Genomic DNA, 23,294 nt, shown 5'->3' with positions numbered 1-23,294 from the left:
AATTGAAGTTTTAGATTGTTCTGATCAATAAAAACGATAATGGGGAGGGATTGGATTGGAATTGCGTCACCTCGTGACTTTTGAAACCATCGTGGAAAAAGGAGGATTCAAAAAAGCAGCGGATGATTTGGGGTATGCTCAATCCTCGATCACCGCCCATATCAAATCATTAGAAGAAGAACTCGGGTATCCTTTATTTGATCGGATGGGAAAGACGATCACCCTTACCGAGACCGGCAGGCGATTTTTGCCATATGCCGCTGACATCATCAAGTTGTACGCCAAAGCCAAACGAATCATTCAGGAAGGCGACCAACCAGCAGGGCCCTTATCCATCGGAGCAAGTGAATCACTGATGATTTATTGGCTGCCAAGTAAAATCCGGCGATTCATGGAGCAGTATCCCCTGGTGGAGTTGACGCTCAAATCAATCGATTACGAAAATCTTTCCGGCCAATTAAAAAAAGGGGACATCGATGCGGCGATTCTGGTCGATACACCTGATTGGCAGCCCAAGGATTTAACGGTTGAGAAAGTCAAAGAGGATCGCCTTATCCTTGTTGGACCTGCAAAACAGTCTGCCCCGCGTATAGCCGAAACCATGCTGGTGACGGAGTATACATGCAGCTGGAGGCCATTGATCGAGGACTATCTGAAAAATGAGGGGGGATATGCAAGAATAGAACTGCCGAGTATCGAAGCAATCAAACAAGGTGTGTTGAGTGGATTGGGAAAAGCCATGTTGCCTTCTTTTACAGTGAAGGATGCAGTGGCGAACGGTGATCTGGCAACAGTCCCGATAAGCACCGGAAATGAAATCGGGATTTATACCGCTGTTCACAAAGACAAGTGGCGTTCTCGCAATTTACAGGCATTCCTGTCATTGCTGTCAGACTAATTAGACAACAGAAGGAGAAGATTCTTGTAAACTTCTTTCTTCATAAAATGCTTCATATGTTACGATAGAAAAGATTATTATTTGAACAACCGAAAGGAAGTTACATAAATGAACGCTAATTTAATCGCTGATAAAATGACACCGTCCAATGATCCGTGGGAGGCGTACTTGGATGTAGAGGAACATGGTGAAATGGTGCTATCCAATGTGGAATTTACAACCACTACATTATGCAACATGCGCTGCAATCATTGTGCCGTGGGTTATGCCTTGCGAGATCGCGATCCGGAAGCACTTCCGATGGACTTGATTTTTCGGCGTTTGGATGAAATTCCACATTTACGGGCGATCAGCATAACCGGGGGAGAGCCGATGATGTCCAAGAAGTCGGTAAGGAATTATGTTCTGCCCTTGCTTCAATATGCCAACGCCCGCGGTGTGAAAACACAAATTAATTCGAATTTGACTTTACCTTACGGACGCTACGAGGAAATCACCCCTTATTTGGATGTTCTCCATATTTCCCATAACTGGGGGACGGAGGAAGAATTCGCGGAAACCGGGTTTGCTCGGATGGAACGAAAGCCGTCGATGGAAAATCGTAAGAAGTACTTTGCGCGGATGGTGGAAAATGCCCAGCGCCTTTCGAAAGAGGGCGTCATGGTTTCCGCCGAAACCATGCTGAACGGCAGGACTTTTCCCTATCTGGAGAGAATCCATGATCATGTACAGGAAATGGGCTGCACACGGCACGAGATACATCCTATGTATCCTGTCGATTTTGCTGAAAAACTGGAAACATTGAGTTTGGAACAAATAAGAACGGCTATTCGCCGACTGCTTGCACACCGGAATGAAGACATTTGGATGCTGTTTGGAACACTTCCGTTCTATCCATGCAGTTCTTCACCCGAAGAGTTGGAATTGCAACAGCAGCTATATGCAGCCAGGAACGTCTCAGTGCGGAACGATCCGGATGGGCGTTCAAGACTCAACGTCAGTATTTTCACCGGTGAAGTGACGGTGACGGACTTTGGCGATGAACCGCCCCTTGGAAATATTCAAACGGTACCGTTACAAGAGTCTTACCAGCGGTGGATGGAGACGAAAACAGCTAAATCACTGAATTGTCATTGTCCGGCAGTGAAGTGCCTAGGTCCGAATGTGTTGGTGAAAAATACATACTATCCAACAACCGATTTTCAACAAAAGCAAGCAAACATTAGCAGGTGAATCAAAGAGCAGGAGCAAACGTTCCTGCTCTTCGATTTAACGATTTATAAAAAACAGAGGAAAAAAGGTGGCCGAGGCATGGATGCAGAACGATTTACTAATAGATTAAGGCAGATTAAAGAAAACAAAGAACACCAACTTGAAGTAGAAGAACTGGATCTGCTGACAAATGAGATGCTTTCCCGCATCGGAGTCACCGATCCGGTTCTACGTGATGAGCTTATTTATCCTGTTTTCAGTCGGCTGATTCTGAACGGTGACTATTCTAACGGGAAGCTGACCGTCATTTTAGCAAAATGTATCGATGAGCAGCATCTGTTTTATCAAATCGGCGGGAGAAAAGACGACTCGGTGTTTACCAGATCGTTTTCTTCCCTGATCATCGCGGCTCTATTACATAAAAACTTGCACACTGGTTTTCTGGATGCAAAGCAACTGTTGACAGTAAAAGAAGCTTTGCTGAGGTATTTGAAGGAAGAAAAGGACATCAGAGGCCTGGTGGAAGATAAAGGGTGGGCTCATAGTATTGCCCATGCGGCTGACGCCATCGATGAACTGGTCCAACAGCCTGGCCTCGAGTCCTGCTATCAAGAGATATTTGAAGCTGTTATTCGGGTGATGGGCACTTCGATTGGAAGTTATGGTTTTGAAGAGGACGAGCGGATGGCTATTCCAGTCACGTCCATGCTTGATCGAGGATTTTGCGAAGAAGCTGTACTCCGGGAAATCTCCTTTGTTACAGAGGAGCTAGAGGCCAGCTTTCATGTTGGGAGTCAGCAGCAATTTATCCGGAGGGAAAATATAAAGCAATTTTTAAGAAGTTTATATTTTCGCCTCATCTATAAACAAAAACATCCGAGGTTACAAGAAAACATCAGGAATGCGATTTTTCGAATAAGCCTGCCTTACTATAGTTGATGTTCAGTTCATTGAGTTTTTTAGGACCAGTAGCAAGCAAGGAGAGTAGCGCAGCACTCAGGTCCTCTACAAAGAGAAACCATGGGAAATATCAGCAAGATCAGAAAAATCATTACCAATCACTCATAGAATAATAGTGGAGGGGAAAGCGTGAAAATCTTGAAGGTAGCCAATATAGAGGAAGACTTGGAGGAGGTGACAGCTGTCTATTGTAATGTTCATCATCCCAAAAACCCAGAACAACATCAGGAAATAATGAAAGAGAGGATTCGAAAGCATGCATGTTATCCAGGCTTCAAGGCAATAAAAGCATTGGATGAGAGTGGGAAGATTGTCGGGATGGCCTATGGCTATACGTCGATGCCTGGACAATTCTACCGTAGCAAAATCGAGCGCTTTTTGGATGAGGGAGAAAAGAAAAAATGGCTGGACGATTGTTTTGAATTTGTCGAACTTGCTGTCGATCCTGCATTTCAAAGAATGAAAATCGGCAGCAAGCTTCATGATGCTCTACTTAAAGAGTCACGTCATGCTGTGTCGCTCCTGACAACTCAGGTCGATAATCATGCTGCCAAAAGTCTGTATGAATCAAGGGGCTGGGAAGTGATCAAATCCGCAATTCGTCCAATGGAAACCGCTCCTTCATTGACATTGATGGGCAATGAACAGCTATCCAGATTTTAACTGTAATTGGAGTTGAACGGGTCCCCGCCTTAAAAAAAACTTGCCATCCCTTTTGCCAGGTAATATAATGGCGTAATATTTACTTTTAAAAGGGAGGAAGAAAACTTGATTCAAGAGCAGGCATTAGAGAAGATAGCTGCAAGCTTGCAAGCGGATCCGCTTGTCCGGGCAGTGTTCGTCAAGGGCTCGATCGGTAGAGGAGAACATGATGAAAACTCGGACATTGATCTTTACTGTCTTGTGGAAGAATCGGACAAGCAAACTTTCTTGGAACGTCGTCTCGATTATTTGCAATCATATGGTTCGTTACTGTTTTATGATGATATATTTATCATCGCCCCACAAATTATTGCAGTATATGAAGATTTACTGCATGTTGATTTGTTCACAGTCACGGAAGAGACGTACATTGATAAAGATTATTTCCAGGTATTGTATGATCCAGAACAACGGATGGAAAAGTATGTTTCAAAACAGCATTTGACCTTGTCGCAGGATGAGTTTTTGGATGAGGTGATCGATGTTGCCTGGTTTTTATTGCAATACCGCAAAACAGCTTTGCGGGAGAATGATTTATGGGCGGTAGAAATGTTACGCCATGTTGCTGTCCATCTTGCCAGAGTTTTGCTGCATCACTATTCCCCGAACCGGGCACAGCTGGGATTGAAAGCTGTCGAAAACTCGCTTCCTGCTGAAATAACAGCCGAAATGCGGAACTTCTTTCAATCTATCACCCCGGATAAGCATTCCCTGGCAGCGGTGCAGGTTGTCCAGCTATTGCGGGACCACCAGCAATGGCTGACGCAACAATTGAGTTCTGCTCCTCATGCGAAGCGTCTACTGGTGACAATGATTTCCGAAGAAACGTGGGACTTCCAATCTAATAAGATGTAAAGGAGAGCGGAAAAAATGTTTACATATTCTCTTGACGAACAATCATATTTAAAAATGCTGGAGCCAGAAGACGCTTCTGAATTGTTCTTGCTGACCTGGAATTCCATGGAACGATTGAAAAAATGGCTTCCGTTAATCGGAAATAACAGGAGACAAGAAGACACCGAGGCATTTATCAAATCTTCGCTCCTGCAATTGAGCGAGAACAATGGTTTTCAGGCAGGGATTTGGCATCAAGATAAGATCGGCGGTGTAATCGGTTTCCATTTCGTTAATTGGCATAACCGCACAACAAGTATCGGCTACTGGATTGGAGATGGATTCGAGGGAAAAGGATTGATGACCAAAGCTTGTCGGGCAATGGTCCAGCACGCTTTTGAAACTTGGCAGTTGAACCGGGTGGAAATAAGAGCGGCAGAGGAAAACAAAAAAAGCAGAGCTCTACCGGAAAAACTGGGTTTCACCCAGGAAGGGAAGATTCGTCAAGCTGAATTACTACAGGGAGAATACGTCGACCATATTGTTTATGGATTGCTTTTGGAAGATTGGAAGAAACAGAAACACCAAAACAATTGATACATTCTTCGGTTCTTCTCTAACCAAACGTCGTGACCATCTGAGAAAAACAACATAAAATGGTATTGCGAACATTTCTTGTCCTTGAATACCCAACCACACATCTTTTACAATCCGGGCCATTTCTTATAAAATGCTATAGTACTTGTATTTTGCAAGAGAGGAGGATGTGCATGGATAATTTCAATGACTCCATTCAATCCTTGATAGAAGGGGCAGGGTGGCTGGCTCCCGCACTATTTATTCTTATTCATTTGCTCAGGCCCTTTTTGTTTTTACCGGTGATCGTTGTATGCATTGCCGGTGGTGTGTTGTTTGGATTTGTAGAAGGAGCCGTATTGTCTTTTATTGGTTTATCGTTGATGAGTCTCGTTTTTTATAAATTGGTCAGTAGATTTCCGCGTTTTCGGGAAGGGGTGGCCCGATTGAAAAGCAAGATTCTTCCTGATCGGACGATTACGGTAAGTCAGGTGATGGTTCTTCGGGTCATGCCGTTTGTGCATTTTCATTTATTGTCGTTGTATTTGATGGAAATGACGAACGGCTTTAAAAGCTATATGTATTATTCAGCTTTAGGAGTTATCTTACCTGCCGTGTTATATACAGCTTTTGGGGAGGCAATCACGGAGTTTCCTTGGTATGTAGTCGGTTTATTCATGATTATATTAGCTGCTGTCTATACGCTTTTAGGCAGGATTCATCAAATGAATATCGAGAGCAGTAACAGTTAGTTTACTGACAAGGAAGGATATGGTCCATGGGTTGTTGACTTATGGATCATATCCTTTTATCAACCGTTTTAATGAGAATCGGATGAAGGCAGAAGAAGAGACAAATGCTCTTCATCGGATGGATGACATTCGGATCGGGACAGAGAACCAGCCAAAATGCATTTCATCCGGTTGATATGATCAGAGATCAGTTGAAAAGCTGACAGTTCAAACTGGTCATATACAAAACGCTTCTTTTTATATCGTCTGATCAGACGGTTGAAAAGTGTGTATGACTAAGAGGTTGTTGAGAATACTAAGCTTATCTTTTGATTCCCTCGGAAGGAAGTGTTTAAAGAATGACCGAGAAGCAGATTGTCATTGATGCAATTATTAATGGGGAAAAATTCAAAGCTGAAAAACAGGCACCACGTGAAAATCCGGCAAGACCAGATGAAGTAGTCGGTTATGCTCCGGTCAATACACGGGAGGATACAATCCGGGCAATTGATGCTGCCCATGATGCTTTTCCAGTCTGGGCAGAGTCGGAAATGCAGGATCGGATCAAGCGGATGCAGACAGCGATTCAGAATATAAAAGACCGTACACCGGAGATAGCTGAATTGTTGAGTCGTGAGCACGGCAAACCGTTATATGATTCTAAAGGTGAAATAGGGGTTTCGCTTGCTTGGATGGAGTTTGCTTGTGAAAACGTGGCGGAGGTACTGAAAAATGAAGTCCAAAACCACGATGGTGGTAAAACGATTATCGCCAAAGATGCGATTGGTGTTGTTTCCGCCATTTCGCCGTGGAATTATCCCATATCCCTTTCCACTATTAAAATAGCCCCCGCTCTGTTGGCCGGTAACACCATGGTGCTAAAACCCAGTCCATTGGCCCCGCTCGCTGTCAGCGTGGTAACCGAAATCATCGCTGATGCATTTCCGCCGGGTGTTCTGAACTTAGTCCATGGAGAGTCCGATGTTGGGGTAGAGCTAACTTCCAATCCTAAAGTTGCCAAGATAGCCTTTACTGGCGGAACAGAAACGGCGAAGCACATCATGAAAGCTGCTGCCGATACCATCAAGCACATGACGTTGGAACTGGGCGGTAATGATGCCGCGATTGTATTGAAGGATTTTGATGTCAATGATGAGAAAGCAATGCGGCGTCTTGTAATCTCCAACTTCCTTACCGCCGGGCAAATATGTATGATAGCCAAGCGGGTATATGTTGACCAGTCCATCTACGAACAATTTGTAGAGAAATATATCGAAGCAGCCAATAGATGGGTACGGGTAGGGGACCCATTTGGCAAGGATACGACGATTGGATCGGTAAATAACAAAAAACAGATGGAGTTTGTCCAAAGTCTGGTGGACGATGCTAAAAACAAAGGTGCCAAAGTAGTCAAGCTTGGCAAGATTCTCGATCAAGATCTATATGAAAAAGGATACTTTATGCAGCCAACTGTCGTTCTGGGAGCCGGATATGATGATCCGATTGTGGTAGAAGAGCAATTTGGACCGACAGTGCCTATATTGCCGTTCGAAGATGATCAGCATGCAATCAAGTTGGCGAATGATAGTATTTTTGGGCTGACCAGTTCGGTTTGGGGAGAAGAAGAGCATGCCGTGGAAATAGCCAAGCATATTCAGGCAGGAACCACCATGATAAATACTGCAGCGGTGCAGGGGCTCGATGTCCGCTTTCCATTTGGCGGTGTCAAACAATCTGGAATGGGGCGGGAATATGGCAAGGAAGGGATTCTTGCCTATACTGATACCCATGTGATAAATATACCCGATCAACGCGATCTCCCATATATTCCCGAATAAGGAGGAAGAAATGATGGAATACCAACGTGCAAAAGCGATCAAACAATCACAAGACTTAACCAAGGTTACTTACCAGGGCAGTTCCGTTTACATCCAGCGAATTGATGAACAAAACGGAACTGCGCAAGTTTATGCCTTGGATGATCCATCACGTCAGCAAAACGTAGCAATTGAACAGCTCCAGGAAAGTTAGTCGGCCTTAATGCTTGTAGAGAAACGGATTCGTTTTTCTGCAAGCTTTTTTTATACTACCCCTCGAAGACTCCGAAAAATCACTAGCTAAGAGAATACCATCCTGACATTGCTCCATTTTTTCTACCAAAAACGAAACCGATCGATATCAAAAAACGTAAATTGGTTATAACAAAAACAGGGGCAGGTGATCCGTGTGCAAGGATTGCTGATAGAAGAGGTTTCCGTAGAAATAAACCGGGAACAGATTTTGAAGGATATATCGTTCCATTTGAAATCTGGCACCATCACCGCATTGGTAGGCCATAATGGAGCAGGAAAGTCGACCATCATGAAAACATTGATCGGTCTGCAGGAAAGGAAGACGGGAAATATTCTTTTGAATGGTGTCTCTCAAGAAGAAGACTTCCTACCCTATAAGAAAATGATTTCCTACATACCAGAAGAACCGTTTTTACTGCCGGAGCTGACTGCGATGCAGCACTTTCAACTATATGGCCGCAGTTATCAAATCGATGAACAGGAGCTGCTGCGCAAGGTGGATTATCTATCCGGGAAAATGGAAATAACCGATAAACTTGACGAATTTCCCGAGTCGTTATCGAAGGGAATGCGGCAGAAGGTACAGACGATTTGTGCTTTGCTTCCTGATGTTCCACTACTGCTAATTGATGAACCATTCATGGGATTGGATATTTATGCTTCCGAATTTTTAGCCGAAGCCATGAAGGATAAAGCAGGACAAGGAACGGCAATATTGCTGACTTCCCATCAACTAGACCGTGTTCAGCAGTTGGCGGATCATTTTATCATGCTGCAGCATGGAAAAGTGGCAGACCATGGTAAGATAAAAGATTTTCATGTTCTGAAACGGAGATTTTCAGAATGAATGGGTTCGCTACTGCATGGAGTGTTTATCGGCATGTGAAAAAGCATCGGTCCAGAAAAAAGGCAAAGCTTTACAAGCTGGCCTTCGGCGTCAGTTTTGATGTGACAATATCCATCTATTTAGGGGCATTCATAATATTTGGCTTATTCATATTACACGAAACATTGAAAGAGTCGGCGAACATGATTCTCCAGATAGAATCATTTGTCACTGCCAATTATCTCAATCTAATGCTTGTCTTGCTTGTACGGCCTGTCGTCACTTCATTTACCAGGCCAGGGGTGTTATTCTCGAGCGCTGAACTGAAGTTAAGCATGCTGCCATTTTCCAAGCAACAGCTCTGGCAATACTGTACAGGAGAAAAAATCCTGAAAACAATCGTTTTGTGGACGGTTATTGCCAGTTTTATCGCTTTTATTACGCCGCTTTCTATTCATTTTGCAATGGGGACAGCTGGGCTGATAATTTTGATGGAAATATTAATGGCGTTACCCCAGTGGAAGCTGTATCAAAAGCAGTTTTGGATGAAATTGATTACCAATGCAGGAATCGTTGTATTGGCAGCAGTTGTCAGGTTGCTTAGTATTTATGCCGGCGATGCGGCATGGTGGATGGGAGGGCTATTTGTATCGCTTGCTGGCATCAATATCCTGCTGGTAAAAAGAGCAACCGAATCCGTGAATTGGTCGAAAGTCGTACAGACGAATGATTTGATTATCTGGAATATGTGGTTCATAAACAAAATGTCACAGATGGAAATAAAGCCTCCTCCCAAACGTGGATGGATTCAACAATTGTTCACCAGTAGGATGAATCGAAAAAGATTTGTTTACTCCAACCCTGTCAGTATGTATCGAAGACTCTGGAAAACGTATTTTCTGGAACAGAAGGAAGCGGTGCTCCGTACAATTGGCAGTGTCTTGATCCTATTGGTGCTTCTGGGGTCCCGCAATGAGTGGATGTTTGGAATTGGAATAGCGCTGTCCATCTTTTTATATGTACAAATGGCATCCAGCTTTTTTACCGGCGGATTCGGCAATCGGCTTGTTTATTGTTTGCCTTGGGAATTGAAACAGTGGAAGCTTGCTTTCTTTACTTGGTTTGTCCGTTCGGGGGCGATTGTTTGTCTAGTCCTTACGTTGCTTTTACTGTTTTTCCAGGAAACTCCATGGTGGTTTCCGGTCCAATTATGGTTCTATGCAGAGTTAACGAGACGTTATTTTCATCAGCAGATGGAACTTACCATGGCGGTTTTAGCAAAGTCACAATCCGAGCTTCCCAGCATCCAGAATTTCTTTGTCTTTTTGTTATTCGGCCTGGCTGCCATCAGTATTGTTTTTCCATACGTAACCATCCTGGGCGTTGTCTTGTTGCGTTGGAAACAGCCGGATGATGTTTTGTTTTCAGGAAAAGAAGGAAAAGAATTTAGCCAGTAAGGTTAATGTGTAGGAAGGTACCCTGTTTTATTCATGGCAACGTGGAGTGAAAAAGCGGCTCGACGCTGAGTGCGCCTAGCCGCTTTGTTGTTAATTATCAAAAAATTTATTGTGTGGACAGTTAAACAATTAGCGCTGCTGTTACTTTATACCCTGCATTTTCTTTTGAATGACAGGGGAAAGCAGGAACAGCAACAAGCTTAGTACCAATGCAGATCCACCGATAATACCGAAGTAAAGTGTTTCGGTTTCGTCTGTGTAGAATTTAACGATTTGTGCATTGATAGCCTGGGCTGCCGCGTTGGACAGGAACCATAGACTCATCGTTTGAGCCGAGAAGGCTGCAGGTGCGAGTTTCGTAGTAGCCGACAAACCGACAGGTGACAAGCACAATTCGCCAAGAACTACGATAAAGTAGCTCAGTACCAGCCATAAAGGATTAACTAATGCGTCTCCGCTCAATGCGCCAGGTACGAGGATGACGATGAACGACAAACCGGCAAACAACAGGCCTAAAGAGAATTTCTTCGGTACGGATGGCTGGCGGTCACCAAGCTTGACCCATAACCAGGCAAATAAAGGTGCCAGGAAAATGATGAATAACGGGTTCAGTGACTGGAACCAAGCCGGAGAAATATCGAAACCTGCGAATTGTAATTGAGTTCGCTGATCGGCATAGTTAGCCAAGATCGTCGAGCCTTGTTCTTGAATTGCCCAGAACATCACCGAAGCGATGAAAAGGGGAATATAAGCAATAATCCTTGACTGTTCAACAGCTGTGGTTTTCGGACTACGATACATGACGACAAAATAAGCGGTAGGAATCAAGATACCAAGTACTCCTATTAATCCGATAAACGTATCGAAGGTAAGCAGTCCCATTGGAATAGTGAAGGCGATAAGCACAATGACAACGATAGCTGCCAACACCATCCATTTAGTAAATTTTTTCTTTTCTTCCGGTGACAGTGGATTACCCACATAGTTTCCAGCAAGACCGAGGTTTTTCTTTCTCGTAAAGATATAAACCATCAATCCGCAAAACATTCCTACTGCGGCTACACCGAAACCGAGATGGAAGTTATATTCTGTTCCGAGTGTTCCGACAATTAACGGAGCAAGAAAACCACCTAGATTAATGCCCATGTAAAAAATGCTGAAACCGGCATCGCGGCGCTGATCTTGCTCACTATAAATCTCGCCGACCATGGTAGAAACATTCGGTTTCAATAAACCTGTTCCCAGGACGATCAGTACCATTGATACAAAGAACAATGTGATGCTTCCTGGAATTGCCAGGGCAATATGTCCGAACATGATCAATATCCCACCATATAAAAGTGCCCGGGAAGTACCGAGAATTCTATCGGCAAGCCAGCCTCCAATTATACCCGACATATATACGAGAGATCCGTAAATAGACATGATAGCAAGCGCAGTGCTTTCCGGCAGTCCTAATCCGCCGTTGGATACTTCGTAATACATATAAAATACGAGAATCGCTCGCATTCCATAATAGGAAAAACGTTCCCAAAATTCAGTAAAAAATAGCGTAAATAAACCTTTCGGATGACCAAAAAAGCCTTTCTGAGGTACGCTGTCCACAATTTTCTGTTTTTTCTCGCCAGTCATAAGCAACCTCCTTTTATTACCTTTACCATATTATTTCTATCTAGTTAAAATGTCAAAGTAAAAATCAGGCAATGCCTTATAAACGTTGATATGGCAGGGATTATTTTTCATAGGAAGAAGATAGAAATAGAGGAGTTTTACGGTTGAATGGTCTATTGATGGTTAATTGATCTATTTTTGAACTACCTATTCATTTTATTTTTTCCGTAATACCTTTTATAATTTATCTAGTACATAAAATAGAAGAGAGGGACTAATATGAAATTATTGGAAGGAATTTTGGCGCACAATGAACAGTTTGTCAAAAATAAGGATTATGAAAAATATCAAACGGACAAGTTTCCGAATAAGCGGGCGGTCATCATCTCCTGCATGGACACCCGCCTTGTCGAACTTCTTCCTCAATCAATGAATGTCGGAAATGGGGACGCAAAAGTCATTAAAACTGCCGGAGCAATCGTCGCTGATCCGTTTGGCAGTGTCATGCAGAGCATCCTTGTTGCCGTTTATGAACTGAAAGCAGATGAGGTATTTGTGGTCGGCCATCATGACTGCGGCATGTCCAGTTTGAACGCTGAAGCGATGCTGGGCAAAGTGAAAGAGCGCGGTGTAAGCGAGGAAACATTGGCGACATTAGAGAATTCCGGTGTGGATCTTGATAAATTTTTACAAGGGTTTGATCGAGTGGAGGACAGTGTCGAGCACAGTGTCGATACCATCAAGCATCATCCAATGCTGCCTTCCGATGTGCCGGTGCATGGGTTGGTCATTGCTCCCGATACAGGTAAACTGGATGTCGTGGTAGACGGATATCAGAAATAACAGGAAATTGAGCCATTCTGCTGAACGTATTTTCAGCGGGATGGCTTTTTAATTTAGAACCAGCATTAATAGAGGGAGGGTCAACAGCAATGGGAAAATAAGGGGATCTATTGATAACACGCATATGCTCAACTATTTATCATGTAAATCGTTTCGTTAAGGAACCAAGAACATAAAAATATTCATAGGCTAGCGATGCTTAGACCGTTCATGGTGAAGTACAAGAAAGGACCATTTTTTTGCAGGAGTTCGGCAGGTTTATCCGAATTATAAAATGGACAGGCCATTTTCATTTGCTTTGTTCTCTTTCGTATAAGTGGGTATAACCTTCGACATAGTTTGATTGCGTCTTTCTTACTTCCTAAATGTATTGAATTGTAGTTCAGCGCTGCGGAAATACCCTGCGCTTTCCGTGGGCGGCTGGTGAGCTTCCTCGAGCTGACGCTCTGCGGGATCTCACCGGGGCCTATCCTCCCGCAGGACAGGTGTTTTCGGTGGGACGAGTAATCGCAGTCCCAAGGAAGGCTGCGGCAGCAATGCATCGCACGAAGAAAATTGTTTTGTATTTTCGAGGAGTCTCCGGGTATTTCCTTCGCTGGGACCAGCTTCTGAAAGTGTTTCTTTCATCCACTAAACATTGATTGGGTTAGTCGGTAATCTATCAGAGATAGGCACTGTTTCCGTGTTCCCGTTACGCTTTGCAGCGGGCTTCCTCCCCCCCCCAAGGTGCGAAGAAGCTGTTTCATGTAGCACCCTGGCTGAAGCGTTCCCCACGGAAAGTGAGTGTTTTTTCGAGACGTTGGATCACTTATTCTTTTAAGACTAGGAGGAAGTAACAGAAAGGTTATGTCCCGGTTTATATTTTTTGCGGAATAGAAACCGTAAGTAAAAGATTAGTACGAATACCAGAAATAAGAGGGGGATACATGTGAGGCTTAAAATCATACATACCAATGACCTGCACAGTCATTTTGACAACTTTTCCAGAGCAGTGTCGTTGATCCATCAGCACAAGGATGATCATACTTTAGTATTGGATGGCGGAGACTTTGCCGATTTTAAAAGCATTGAATTACAGGGAACAAAAGGAATGGCGGCAATTGAACTGCTGACTGAAGCAGGGTATGATGCATTGACTATTGGAAATAACGAAATGTTCAACGGCATGGGAACACTGGAACATATGGCAGGAAACAGTCCGATTCCATTTATCAGCAACAATCTATTGAAAAAGGATTTGACAACGGTTGATGGAGTGGTTAGCAGTACGATCATCAAAAAAGATGGGCTGCGCATATTAATAACCGGTTCGTCTCCAGATTTAGAGGAATTCAATGATGGGCTCGGTATACATGTCTCCGATTACAAAAACGCACTGCAAACAGAACTGGATAGGCACCATGGGTTGTTCGACCTTTGTGTGGTATTAAGCCATATTGGAACAGCCGCAGATCAAAAACTTGCTGAAGAAATCGAGGGTATCAATGTGCTGATTTCCGCTCATGACCACCAGCTATATACCGAACCCAAGCTGATAAATGGTACGATTTGTAATAGTGCGGGATCGTTCGGCGAATATATCGGCATCCTGGAGTTGATGGTAGAAGACGGTAAAGTTTCCTTGATGGACTCCGGGATGCTCTCCACAGAGAAGGCAGAAGCATCCAGTAGAATTACGGAGGTGTTGGCAAACAATAAAGCAAAAGCGGTGGAAAATTTAAGTCAGCCGTTATATTTATTGAAGCAGCCGTTATGGCATGATGTGATAGAGGAAAACCCGCTGTCGAATTTAATCGCCGACGGGCTGAAAGATTTATTGCAGGCCGATATCGGCTTGATCAACAGCGGTATTGCCCATGCAGGTTTATTTGAGCAAGTGTCAGAGAAAAAATTGATTGAAATCTGTCCTTCTCCCTTAAATCCCACCACGTTCGAGGTGAAAGGGAAAGCTTTAAAAGCAGCATTGGAGCAGTCACTTGATGCTCAGGTGTGCTTGGCCGATGGCAGAGGCCCTGGATTCAGAGGGAAATACGCAGGCAGACTGCATATTTCCGGAATGACTGCCGTGCATGACGGCAATCATCTTACAAAGGTGACCATTAAAGACCGGGAAATCGAGGATGATACATGGTACACCGTGGCAAGTTCGGATTATTTGCAGCGGGGTTCAGGCTTTCCGGCTTTGGCGGAGAATCGTAACCCGGTATTCCAACCGGGATATATTCGAGACGTCATCAAAGAGTATGCAGCACAACCAGCCTTCCTGAAAAAAGCGACAACCGGACGATGGATAAAAGGTGCCGGCATCCATGTTTGAAAATAAATCAGAAAGGGCGCCCATGCAGGAGGAATTCGTCAAAAATGTCAAGCATCACTTTAAACAGGAAGGCGAAGCGTGGCTGGAAAGACTGCCGGAGGTCATCAAACAATGTGAGCAGAATTGGCAAGTGACAATGGAAGAACCATTCCAGCTCTCGTTCAACTATGTGGCTCCGGCAGTTGGAAGGGATGGCGAGAAAATGGTGGTGAAAATATCCTTACCCGGTAAAGAATTTGCTAGCGAATTGGAAGCTCTTCAGCAGTTGGCCTCCTCGTCGATGGTGAGTTTGCTCGACTTCGACGTGGAGTTGGGTGCTCTTCTTTTAGAGCGAATAGAGCCAGGGGAAATGCTCGCCGAGATAGTAGAAGAGGATAAAGCTTGCCGAATTGCCGCAAAGGTTTTCGGACAGATGACAAGAGAATTTTCGAAAGGAACGGTGCTCCCTACCACGGAAGACCGGGAGGCATCTTTGACAAAGGTTGTTGCCAATCATCCATCTGGATGCGGACCGGTTAGCCGATCGACATTGCTGGAGGCACAGCAGGTTTTTCACCGCTTACACAGTACAGGGAAAAAACAATGGCTTTTGCACGGTGATTTCCATCATTACAATGTCCTTCTGCATGAAGAAAAGAAATGGAAAGTGATCGATCCAAAAGGTTTAATCGGAGAAAGGGAGTACGACTTAATACAATATTTATTAAACAAGCTGCCGGACGATGATCCTGTTTCTGTCATCGACAAAAGGATACAAATTTTCTCGGAAATCCTGCACCTCGATAAGCATCGTTTTGTATTATGGGGATTTTGCCACAGCGTGTTGGCCACTTGCTGGACGGTGGAGGCAAATGGCAATTATTACCGTCCTTTTTACCGGGCGATTGCTGCTTTCCGACAGCTTCATCAAAACTACTACAATCATGAAATCCATGAAACAGAGATAAGCTAATCCATCGACTGATCTGCAATATCTTTTGTTTCTTTTAACCGTTTGAATTTTTCCAGGGCAGTCGTCCAATTCACCGGCTGTCCTCGTTTTAATTGATATAGCAATTCATGGAAGACGGGCTGAAGCCCATAAAAATTCCGGACACGCTCAAAAAGCTTTGCCACAGGTTCTTTCCCTTGATAATGCTGCAGGATTTGGCGGGTGAAGTCCGGTCCGAGATCCCAATAAAATCCGGCAAAATCAAAGGCTGGATCCCCGTATTGGGAATCAGTGAAATCGATGATACCGTTTACCAATTTTGATTCCTTGTCGAAAATAATGTTATTGGCAGATAAATCGCCGTGAATCCAAGTCTTTTGGATTGGTTGTTGTTCTATTCCTGGAAAAAAGGAACGAAAAAATCTAGACACCATATCGGCCTCTTCTTCAGTCAAATTAGGAAGGATATACTTTTCGACCGAAACAAACAACTCCTCCCAATAATCCGGTGTATGAATAGTAAAAAGGGGACTGTCAACCTGCTTGACTGGAAGCTGGTGCAGCTTACTCAGAAATTCGCCAAGCAGCTTTGCGTTGTGTTGATTAGAAAGTAGTGCAGCATGTTGATGACATGTCAGAGCCTCTCCCTCGATAAGTGGGTAATATATAGCGATAGTTCTGCCATGGATATCCTGAAGCGTCTGACAGTTGGGAATCTGTAATGGCGGTCTCGCTTGCTTGATTGCTTGCAATAGGGCGATTTCTCGTTCCGTATGGCGGTGAACGTCGTGATTCTTGGGAAACCGGAAGACAAGTTCATTATTAAGAATGAGGATGTCATGATCCCAGCCTGTATGATTGAAGTTGGTTGTTTCAATAGTCAAAGCAGGGAAATGGTGACTAATGATTGAGAGTATTGTCTGTTCATTCATTCTTGAGCTCCTTTCGTGCCGATCAAGGGATTAAACCAGAGTTGTGTGTAATCAACCCATCCGAGTGCATTTAGGTGAATGTTTTCTATGTTTTCCGGATAGATGGCAAACTGCTTCAACCGGTATAAAAAAAGGAAATGGTGGTGCTTGCATAATGCAGCTTCTTCTTGTTGTAATCGGTGAACATATTCCCTTTCAGAAAGACTTTCAGCCATAATCTGTCGTATTCTTCTTCGACTATATTCAGGGAGGTGACGGGCTGGTAAGCTGTGTGTTCCAATAAAACAAGTCAAATAAGCCAGAAGTCGGCTCTCGTCGGCAAGCTGTTCTCCCAGCAACAGGTCCGCTTCATCTAGGTTCTGCCCTATAAGTTTCTCGTAGGGAAGAAAATGCAAGGCCACTTCCACACCTGCTTTTGTCAATTGTTGCTGTATCCATCTGCCATCCAATTCGTTCCCGGCCCCCGTATAACTATACAAATGAAGTTTTTCCCCTTGATAGGTACTAGCATCGAGCAGTGCTTTTCCCAAAGAGAAATTCCGCTTGGATGACTCGGTGGCGTTCTCTGTATCGCGTGATAGCCTGTAGGCTGGCAAATGCCGATTTCCCTGCAGCTGTTTGATTAACTTTTCTGGTTGTAACAATTGGAAAATAGCTTTACGCAATAATGAGTCAGCGGCCAGCTTCCCTCGTCTGCCATTCAAGGACAACAGTTTGCTGCCTTGATCGACCGATGTTGTTTGCCGGAAGTTCGCCGTTGAACTAGACGAGTATGGATATTGATAAAAATTGATTCGTTCACTTTCTATAACATCACCGGCTTGGTTGTCATACAGATCAGGGAAAAAATACATGATGATTTCATCCAGGAAGGGCCGTGTCCCGAAGTAACGTTCAAAGGCACGGAGGTGCAGTTGTGTTTCTGTATTTTCCATTACCTGAAACGGCCCTGTCCCGATTGGCGGACCAGGATGGGGGCCGGGAGCAGGTACTATGCTGCCGCCCATGCTTGCAGCAAGATGTAAAAAATGTGGCATCGGTTTTTGAAAGGTAAACTGTACGGTGTAAAGGTGAAGTGCCACCGTTTCTTCCAGATTATCGACCATCCAGTGATAGGCTGAGTATGCCGCCTTATGGCGAAGAAAGCTGTAACATACATCCTCTGCGGTCATTTCATTTTCATCGTGAAAAAGAACCCCTTTTCTTAATTGAAAAATCCACACGGTATAGTTGGCATGGTGGGACCAGGAATGAGCCAGCTCTGGTACATGCTTTTCAGTTTTTTTGTCATAACGGACCAGTCGGCTGTATATATGCCGCATGATATGGTTTTCCGAGCGGCGATGGACAAGTAAAGGGTCCAACTTTGGCAATGGCCGGTAAGACGGGAATTGAATCCGGTCGATTGTTTCGCTTTGTCGGGCCTTCCCTCTATCAGAGGTGAAAAACAGCCAGTCGATAAATCGTTGTTGCGTATACCTGCTTACTGATAACGCTTGTAAATAGCGGATTCCTTCTTCCGCCGAAACCGAACTGCGAGCTTTTGCTTCTGCTAGTATCAAGTCTTCAGGATCGGCTATTAGCTGAATAGAGGAAGTGTTCCCTCTCCCTCTGCCCGGCTTCCATATGATCCAGCCAGCCTGCTGCAAGCGGTGGACGATCAATTTTGCATTCCGTTCTGTGCAGGATAAGTTTTTGGCGAGCTCGCTGATGGTTATGGAATGAGCCTTTTCATGTTCGGATAATATCCCGGATAAACGTTGATAGTGTTCCAATAATCTCACTTTGTCACCTCTCATGGAAAAAGGGGAAATTTATATGGTTTGATTATACACTTTTTTTCCTCTTTTCAGCAGGTAGACTTTAAGGAGGGGGAGATTTTATGAAAAATGAATGCAAGAAGAAAGAAACTGGTGGGACGATCGATTTTGGAAAGAAACGTATTATTGGAATAGCTTTAATCACAGCAGCAGCAGTTCTGGGGGATTCCATGCTGTTGATCGCACTGCCGATCTATTGGAAGGAAGCCGGAATTGATTCCCTCTGGCAAGTAGGGATGCTTTTGTCGGTGAATCGTTTTATCCGACTGCCGGTCAATCCTCTAATAGGTTTGTTTTATAAACATTTTCACCGACGTACCGGTATCATGATTGCAGTAATCCTGGCCGTGTTTACGACAGCTTCATATGGATGGCTTAAGGATTTTTGGTTGCTTCTGCTTATGCGTGCCATATGGGGGGTTGCCTGGTCCCTTCTTCGTCTCGGCGGTTATCTGTCCGTGATTGAGGCATCGAATGACAGGAATCGTGGTCAGTATGTCGGCCTGTATAATGGATTATGGGGGATTGGAGGATTGACCGGGATGCTTGTTGGCGGCATGCTGATTGATCAAACTTCCTTCCTGTTTACTTCCAGCTTGTTTGCATTTGTCGGTCTATTAGCAATTCCGGCAGTGTACCGATTCATACCAGTCCATCATCAAGAAAGTACTTCCGAGCCAGGAGCACAGACAGCGGCATGGAAATGGAAATCTGTCCACACTTGGTTTGTGCTTGGTACCGGAGGGGCTGTTGGCATCCTTGTATTTGGTTTATTCGCATCGACGCTCAGTCAATTAATCGCTGGGAATATACCGAATAACTGGTCTGCAGGCGGATTTGCTGTTGGAGCGGCAACTATTGCCGGTGTCATACAGGCAGTACGCTGGGGATGGGATCCATTTGTCGCTCCATTGATCGGGAAAACGCTAACGACTCACCGGGGTATGGTTCGGTCGTTGTTGATTGTACTGTTTTCCGGCGGGATGATTTTTATCCTGCTCGGAAACGCTGCTTCGCTGGCCATTCTGTTACCAGCATTATTGGTGTTCCAGCTGATTTCAACAGCGTTTGTCACGACTTCCGACACATTGGCCGCCAGTACAGCAGCGAAGACTGATCGGGTGAAAATGATGACGGCTTATACCATCGTTGTCGATGTAGGTGCAGCTTTGGGGCCGCTGATTTCATTCCTATTGCTGGATTTGACGAGTATAGCGCTTGTTTACACAATGGCTGGTTATATTTTTTTCGTAGGTGGCTTTTGCTGGTTGGTCGCATATGTGAGGGGTGGCAGTAGTTTTGATATTAACAGCTGATACACAGAAGGGATTCAAGAGGAAAATCTAGAAAGAAGGAATGGGACGGAAAATCTAATCAAGAAAGGGATCATGTCGATGAACCGAGAGAATCAATCGAAAGCGGATGTTCAGGCGCAATTTGGAAAAAATGCAGCCAATTATATAACAAGCACAATCCATGCCCATGGCCAAGACTTGGAAAAATTGAAAGCAATCATCGATTGGACAGGTGAAGAGAACGTATTGGATATTGCAACAGGTGGAGGACATGTGGCAAATGCACTGGCTCCTCTTGTTAAAAAAGTGACCGCCGTCGATTTGACCACGGAAATCCTGGCTGTTTCCAGGATGTTTATAGAGAAAAACGGGCATAGAAACGTAGAATTTATGGAAGCAGACGCTGAACAGCTGTCATTTAAAAATGAATCCTTTGACATTGCTGTCTGCAGAATTGCAGCCCACCATTTTTCAAATGTAGGGGCGTTTATTCATGAAACCTACCGGGTGCTGAAAAGGAACGGCGCATTTATCCTCATCGACAATACAGCACCCGAATCCGAACGAATGGACCACTTTTATAACAAAATAGAAAAACGCCGAGATTATAGTCACCAACGTGCCTGGAAAAAGTCGGAATGGCTGCAGTTGATCGAAGAACAAGGGTTTGATTTGGAAGAACTATATCGATTCCCCAAGCAATTTCAGTTTGAAAAGTGGTGTAAAACAATGGATTTGCCCGATAAAGAAAAACACACCTTATCGAAGGAAATGCTTAAGGCTCCCATGGATATCAGGCAGAAATTCCGCATCACTGAGGAAAAAGGGGCGGTTTCCAGCTTTCAAGCGGAGGCGAGCCTCATAAAAGCTTTGAAAGGATAAAAGAATGAGTCTTTTTACTTAGTTTGTTTACTGGACAAACTAAGAAGTGATTGATAAAATATCCCTGAGAAAGCGATTACAGTTGAAAGGGGTGTAGACGGAGAGTGTTCGATACTTTCCGGCGGTAAATGAAAAATCATAAACAGTTTTATATCATTCTTGTAACCCTGGTAGCGACACTTGGTGGATTGTTATTCGGCTACGATACTGCCGTGATTTCCGGTGCAGAGGGAGCATTGCAGGCTTATTTTGCCGATAATCTCGACCTCAGCGCGCTAGTACACGGTATAACCGTTTCGAGTGCCCTGATTGGATGTATCATCGGCGGTCTTCTGTCTGGTTATTTGGCTTCCAGGCTTGGCCGGAAGTATTCGCTCGTGCTGGCTGCCGTGTTATTCCTTGTTTCCGCGCTTGGTTCCGCATTTCCCGAGTTTCTATTTTTTACAAAAGGTGAACCTACGCTTGCTTTGTTGGTGACCTTCAATCTCTATCGGATAATAGGGGGAATCGGTGTGGGCCTTGCTTCTGCGGTGTCACCGATGTATATCGGAGAAATTGCACCTCCCGAAACGAGAGGCAGTCTGGTTTCGCTGAATCAGTTCGCTATTATATTCGGCATGCTGGTCGTCTATTTCGTAAACTGGGGTATAGCCAGGGGACAGTCTGTCGCATGGGTAAATGAAACCGGTTGGCGCTATATGTTCTTATCAGAGGCAATACCGGCAGCGTTGTTTCTTTTTTTACTCTTCTTTGTGCCGGAAACACCGAGATATCTTGTCTCCAAACAGAAAAATGAAAAGGCGAGGGAAATACTCAACAAAATCTACGACAAAACGATGGCGAAAGCCACGATGTTTGAAATTGAAAAATCCTTCGATGAAAAAAAGGCAAAACTGTTGGCGTTTGGCAAGAGAATAATTGTAATCGGTATCTTGTTATCCGTTTTTCAACAATTTGTCGGCATAAACGTGGCGCTTTATTATGCTCCTCGAATATTTGAAAGCATGGGAGCTGCCCGGGATGCATCCATGTTCCAGACAATCATTATGGGACTGGTCAATGTCGTGTTTACCCTCATTGCCATCTTCACAGTTGATAAATTCGGTCGTAAACCACTGCTGATTATCGGCTCAATCGGTATGGCTGTGGGAATGTTCGGGGTAGCTGGCATGGCATTTTCTGATGCGATCGGCATCGGAACCTTGATTTTCATCATTATTTATACTGCTTCCTTTATGATGTCATGGGGTCCGATTGTCTGGGTGCTGATTGCGGAAATTTTCCCGAACAAAATCCGCGGCCAGGCAGTTGCGATTGCCGTGGCAGCACAGTGGGCAGCTAACTATTTTATATCTTCTACTTATCCATCGATGATGGAATTCAGCGGTGGTTTGACTTATTCTTTCTATGGGCTGATGAGTGTCCTCTCTGCATTGTTTGTTTGGAAAATGGTCCCCGAAACCAAAGGGCGTTCTTTGGAAGAACTGGAATCGATATTGGTTAGAAGCAGGAAGCATTCAGCATAATCCATCCGGTTTCGGATAGAGTATGCAGTGCTCGTTGAAACAGCCAACCTCTGGGATATCAACTGGAGGTTGGCTGTTTCTTGACTCCTCGGGATGCATGATGGCTGGTATGCAGGACCGATGGCCGGGCGGCTTTATACCATTGCAGGCAGACAAGAAAAATGAGGAAGGCGTCAATTAAATCTCCACCATAATACATCAGCATGCTCCCGGCTTCTGCATCCGCTACATGAACTTGTGCAGGAGGGTGCGCGTAAAGATATTTGGCCAGGATGGCATGCCCTGCCAGCGCCAGTAACAGGATACTAGCACGGTAACGGTAACCCGCACGGTGTGGAGTCGGATCGATGTACACCATGGCAGCGGTGAATACATATCCCGCAATAAAAACATGCAAATGAATAAAGACATGTAAAAAGATACTGTGATGCATCGCTTGGTACAATCCTGTTGTGTATAATACCCACAAACCGCCGATGTTTAAGATACCGGCAAATGATGGATCGCTCAGCAACGAAAATGGGCGGCTTCTTAAAAATCGTGAGACCCTCTTGGCATTGGCTACAGACAAGGCGCGGAGTAACAGCGTCACAGGAGCTCCAAGTACCATCAATAATGGAGCGAGCATTCCCAGCAATAAGTGTCCGAGCATATGAAAGAAAAAGCTATCATGCGCTAGGATTGCTATTGGTCCGGCAACAGAGATTATGGCAAAAACGGAACCTGCAAACCAGAAACATGTCCGAAATACCGGCCAAGGCCGCTGGCGTCTCGTTGTATGTATGATTCCGAATAAATAGGCAAAGCCGGCGACCGCGAAAGGAAGCAACAAAAGCAGTTGGGGAATCCAGTACAATCGGTGATCCATT

The 23,294-nt window shown here is 44.5% G+C and carries 21 protein-coding genes; 17 read left to right on the top strand and 4 right to left on the bottom strand.

Annotation, left to right across the window (positions count from 1 at the left end; all coding sequences use genetic code 11):
* The first annotated feature begins 55 nt into the window (after window positions 1–55).
* The 11 genes from F6X55_RS04420 (at window position 56) to F6X55_RS04370 (ending at window position 10,268) form a co-directional block, all read left to right on the top strand.
* A complete protein-coding gene (locus F6X55_RS04420) occupies window positions 56–898 on the top strand; it encodes a LysR family transcriptional regulator (protein WP_153462126.1) in 843 nt (280 codons plus the stop codon).
* Window positions 899–1,006: 108 nt separating this feature from the next.
* Window positions 1,007–2,131, top strand: coding sequence for a radical SAM/CxCxxxxC motif protein YfkAB (gene yfkAB, locus F6X55_RS04415; protein WP_153462124.1), 1,125 nt, complete (start codon window positions 1,007–1,009; stop codon window positions 2,129–2,131).
* Between the two features lie 78 nt (window positions 2,132–2,209).
* Window positions 2,210–3,049 (top strand): DUF2785 domain-containing protein, encoded by an 840-nt coding sequence (locus F6X55_RS04410; RefSeq protein ID WP_051382082.1) that lies wholly within the window; start codon window positions 2,210–2,212, stop codon window positions 3,047–3,049.
* A gap of 150 nt (window positions 3,050–3,199) precedes the next feature.
* Window positions 3,200–3,733, top strand: coding sequence for a GNAT family N-acetyltransferase (locus tag F6X55_RS04405; protein WP_153462122.1), 534 nt, complete (start codon window positions 3,200–3,202; stop codon window positions 3,731–3,733).
* 105 nt (window positions 3,734–3,838) lie between these two features.
* Window positions 3,839–4,627: a nucleotidyltransferase domain-containing protein gene (locus F6X55_RS04400; protein WP_153462120.1), complete on the top strand. Its 789-nt coding sequence runs from the start codon at window positions 3,839–3,841 to the stop codon at window positions 4,625–4,627.
* Between the two features lie 15 nt (window positions 4,628–4,642).
* On the top strand, window positions 4,643–5,203 hold the full coding sequence (locus tag F6X55_RS04395; RefSeq protein WP_153462118.1) for a GNAT family N-acetyltransferase: 561 nt from the start codon (window positions 4,643–4,645) through the stop codon (window positions 5,201–5,203).
* Window positions 5,204–5,376: 173 nt separating this feature from the next.
* Complete coding sequence (locus tag F6X55_RS04390; protein ID WP_153462117.1) at window positions 5,377–5,934, top strand: TVP38/TMEM64 family protein; 558 nt, start codon at window positions 5,377–5,379, stop codon at window positions 5,932–5,934.
* 338 nt (window positions 5,935–6,272) lie between these two features.
* Window positions 6,273–7,751, top strand: a complete 1,479-nt coding sequence (locus F6X55_RS04385; protein ID WP_026771626.1) for an aldehyde dehydrogenase family protein — start codon at window positions 6,273–6,275, stop codon at window positions 7,749–7,751.
* 13 nt (window positions 7,752–7,764) lie between these two features.
* Window positions 7,765–7,944 carry an H-type small acid-soluble spore protein gene (locus F6X55_RS04380; protein ID WP_153462115.1) on the top strand — a complete coding sequence of 60 codons (180 nt, stop codon included), beginning with the start codon at window positions 7,765–7,767 and terminating at the stop codon, window positions 7,942–7,944.
* Window positions 7,945–8,139: 195 nt separating this feature from the next.
* Window positions 8,140–8,832, top strand: coding sequence for an ABC transporter ATP-binding protein (locus tag F6X55_RS04375; protein ID WP_153462113.1), 693 nt, complete (start codon window positions 8,140–8,142; stop codon window positions 8,830–8,832).
* Window positions 8,829–10,268, top strand: coding sequence for a hypothetical protein (locus tag F6X55_RS04370; protein ID WP_153462111.1), 1,440 nt, complete (start codon window positions 8,829–8,831; stop codon window positions 10,266–10,268). The genes F6X55_RS04375 and F6X55_RS04370 overlap by 4 nt, the downstream gene beginning before the upstream one ends.
* Window positions 10,269–10,409: 141 nt before the next feature.
* Here the strand turns inward: F6X55_RS04370 and F6X55_RS04365 are convergent, their stop codons facing one another.
* Window positions 10,410–11,900 (bottom strand): peptide MFS transporter, encoded by a 1,491-nt coding sequence (locus F6X55_RS04365; protein ID WP_026771622.1) that lies wholly within the window; start codon window positions 11,898–11,900, stop codon window positions 10,410–10,412.
* A gap of 258 nt (window positions 11,901–12,158) precedes the next feature.
* Here F6X55_RS04365 and F6X55_RS04360 point away from each other — a divergent pair, with 258 nt between their 5' ends.
* The 3 genes from F6X55_RS04360 (at window position 12,159) to F6X55_RS04350 (ending at window position 15,991) form a co-directional block, all read left to right on the top strand.
* Window positions 12,159–12,722: a beta-class carbonic anhydrase gene (locus tag F6X55_RS04360; protein ID WP_153462109.1), complete on the top strand. Its 564-nt coding sequence runs from the start codon at window positions 12,159–12,161 to the stop codon at window positions 12,720–12,722.
* 928 nt (window positions 12,723–13,650) lie between these two features.
* Entirely contained in the window at window positions 13,651–15,039 is a 1,389-nt protein-coding gene (locus tag F6X55_RS04355; protein WP_153462107.1) for a bifunctional metallophosphatase/5'-nucleotidase, read from the top strand.
* Complete coding sequence (locus F6X55_RS04350) at window positions 15,032–15,991, top strand: aminoglycoside phosphotransferase family protein (protein WP_153462105.1); 960 nt, start codon at window positions 15,032–15,034, stop codon at window positions 15,989–15,991. The genes F6X55_RS04355 and F6X55_RS04350 overlap by 8 nt, the downstream gene beginning before the upstream one ends.
* Here F6X55_RS04350 and F6X55_RS04345 read toward each other — a convergent pair.
* Together F6X55_RS04345 and F6X55_RS04340 are read right to left on the bottom strand one after the other, a co-directional pair.
* Entirely contained in the window at window positions 15,988–16,902 is a 915-nt protein-coding gene (locus F6X55_RS04345; RefSeq protein WP_153462103.1) for an aminoglycoside phosphotransferase family protein, read from the bottom strand. The genes F6X55_RS04350 and F6X55_RS04345 overlap by 4 nt on opposite strands.
* Window positions 16,899–18,686, bottom strand: a complete 1,788-nt coding sequence (locus F6X55_RS04340) for an ABC transporter substrate-binding protein (RefSeq protein ID WP_161993053.1) — start codon at window positions 18,684–18,686, stop codon at window positions 16,899–16,901. The genes F6X55_RS04345 and F6X55_RS04340 overlap by 4 nt, the downstream gene beginning before the upstream one ends.
* Window positions 18,687–18,784: 98 nt before the next feature.
* Between F6X55_RS04340 and F6X55_RS04335 the strand changes: the two genes are divergently transcribed.
* From F6X55_RS04335 to xylE, 3 genes are all read left to right on the top strand, one after another.
* Entirely contained in the window at window positions 18,785–20,038 is a 1,254-nt protein-coding gene (locus tag F6X55_RS04335) for an MFS transporter (RefSeq protein ID WP_153462098.1), read from the top strand.
* 78 nt (window positions 20,039–20,116) lie between these two features.
* Window positions 20,117–20,899, top strand: a complete 783-nt coding sequence (locus tag F6X55_RS04330; protein WP_337189817.1) for a class I SAM-dependent methyltransferase — start codon at window positions 20,117–20,119, stop codon at window positions 20,897–20,899.
* Window positions 20,900–21,027: 128 nt separating this feature from the next.
* Window positions 21,028–22,425, top strand: a complete 1,398-nt coding sequence (xylE, locus tag F6X55_RS04325; protein ID WP_026771615.1) for a D-xylose transporter XylE — start codon at window positions 21,028–21,030, stop codon at window positions 22,423–22,425.
* 58 nt (window positions 22,426–22,483) lie between these two features.
* Here xylE and F6X55_RS04320 read toward each other — a convergent pair whose 3' ends face one another.
* Window positions 22,484–23,293: a cytochrome c oxidase assembly protein gene (locus F6X55_RS04320; protein ID WP_153462094.1), complete on the bottom strand. Its 810-nt coding sequence runs from the start codon at window positions 23,291–23,293 to the stop codon at window positions 22,484–22,486.
* Window position 23,294 lies beyond the last annotated feature (1 nt).

It is taken from the genome of Sediminibacillus terrae, assembly GCF_009602435.1.
In the GTDB taxonomy this organism is placed as follows: Bacteria; Bacillota; Bacilli; order Bacillales; family Amphibacillaceae; genus Sediminibacillus; species Sediminibacillus terrae.
The sequence above is the reverse complement of the archived record's forward strand: the minus strand, read 5'-3'. Positions and strand labels throughout refer to the sequence as shown.

What these genes read in the sequence shown, in the direction of transcription:
- yfkAB (WP_153462124.1), top strand. Translation starts at nt 1,007, where the DNA reads ATGAACGCTAATTTAATCGCTGATAAAATGACACCGTCCAATGATCCG.
- F6X55_RS04410 (WP_051382082.1), top strand. Translation starts at nt 2,210, where the DNA reads ATGGATGCAGAACGATTTACTAATAGATTAAGGCAGATTAAAGAAAAC.
- F6X55_RS04395 (WP_153462118.1), top strand. Translation starts at nt 4,643, where the DNA reads ATGTTTACATATTCTCTTGACGAACAATCATATTTAAAAATGCTGGAG.
- F6X55_RS04390 (WP_153462117.1), top strand. Translation starts at nt 5,377, where the DNA reads ATGGATAATTTCAATGACTCCATTCAATCCTTGATAGAAGGGGCAGGG.
- F6X55_RS04385 (WP_026771626.1), top strand. Translation starts at nt 6,273, where the DNA reads ATGACCGAGAAGCAGATTGTCATTGATGCAATTATTAATGGGGAAAAA.
- F6X55_RS04380 (WP_153462115.1), top strand. Translation starts at nt 7,765, where the DNA reads ATGGAATACCAACGTGCAAAAGCGATCAAACAATCACAAGACTTAACC.
- F6X55_RS04370 (WP_153462111.1), top strand. Translation starts at nt 8,829, where the DNA reads ATGAATGGGTTCGCTACTGCATGGAGTGTTTATCGGCATGTGAAAAAG.
- F6X55_RS04365 (WP_026771622.1), bottom strand. Translation starts at nt 11,900, where the DNA reads ATGACTGGCGAGAAAAAACAGAAAATTGTGGACAGCGTACCTCAGAAA.
- F6X55_RS04360 (WP_153462109.1), top strand. Translation starts at nt 12,159, where the DNA reads ATGAAATTATTGGAAGGAATTTTGGCGCACAATGAACAGTTTGTCAAA.
- F6X55_RS04350 (WP_153462105.1), top strand. Translation starts at nt 15,032, where the DNA reads ATGTTTGAAAATAAATCAGAAAGGGCGCCCATGCAGGAGGAATTCGTC.
- F6X55_RS04345 (WP_153462103.1), bottom strand. Translation starts at nt 16,902, where the DNA reads ATGAATGAACAGACAATACTCTCAATCATTAGTCACCATTTCCCTGCT.
- F6X55_RS04335 (WP_153462098.1), top strand. Translation starts at nt 18,785, where the DNA reads ATGAAAAATGAATGCAAGAAGAAAGAAACTGGTGGGACGATCGATTTT.
- F6X55_RS04330 (WP_337189817.1), top strand. Translation starts at nt 20,117, where the DNA reads ATGAACCGAGAGAATCAATCGAAAGCGGATGTTCAGGCGCAATTTGGA.
- xylE (WP_026771615.1), top strand. Translation starts at nt 21,028, where the DNA reads ATGAAAAATCATAAACAGTTTTATATCATTCTTGTAACCCTGGTAGCG.
- F6X55_RS04320 (WP_153462094.1), bottom strand. Translation starts at nt 23,293, where the DNA reads ATGGATCACCGATTGTACTGGATTCCCCAACTGCTTTTGTTGCTTCCT.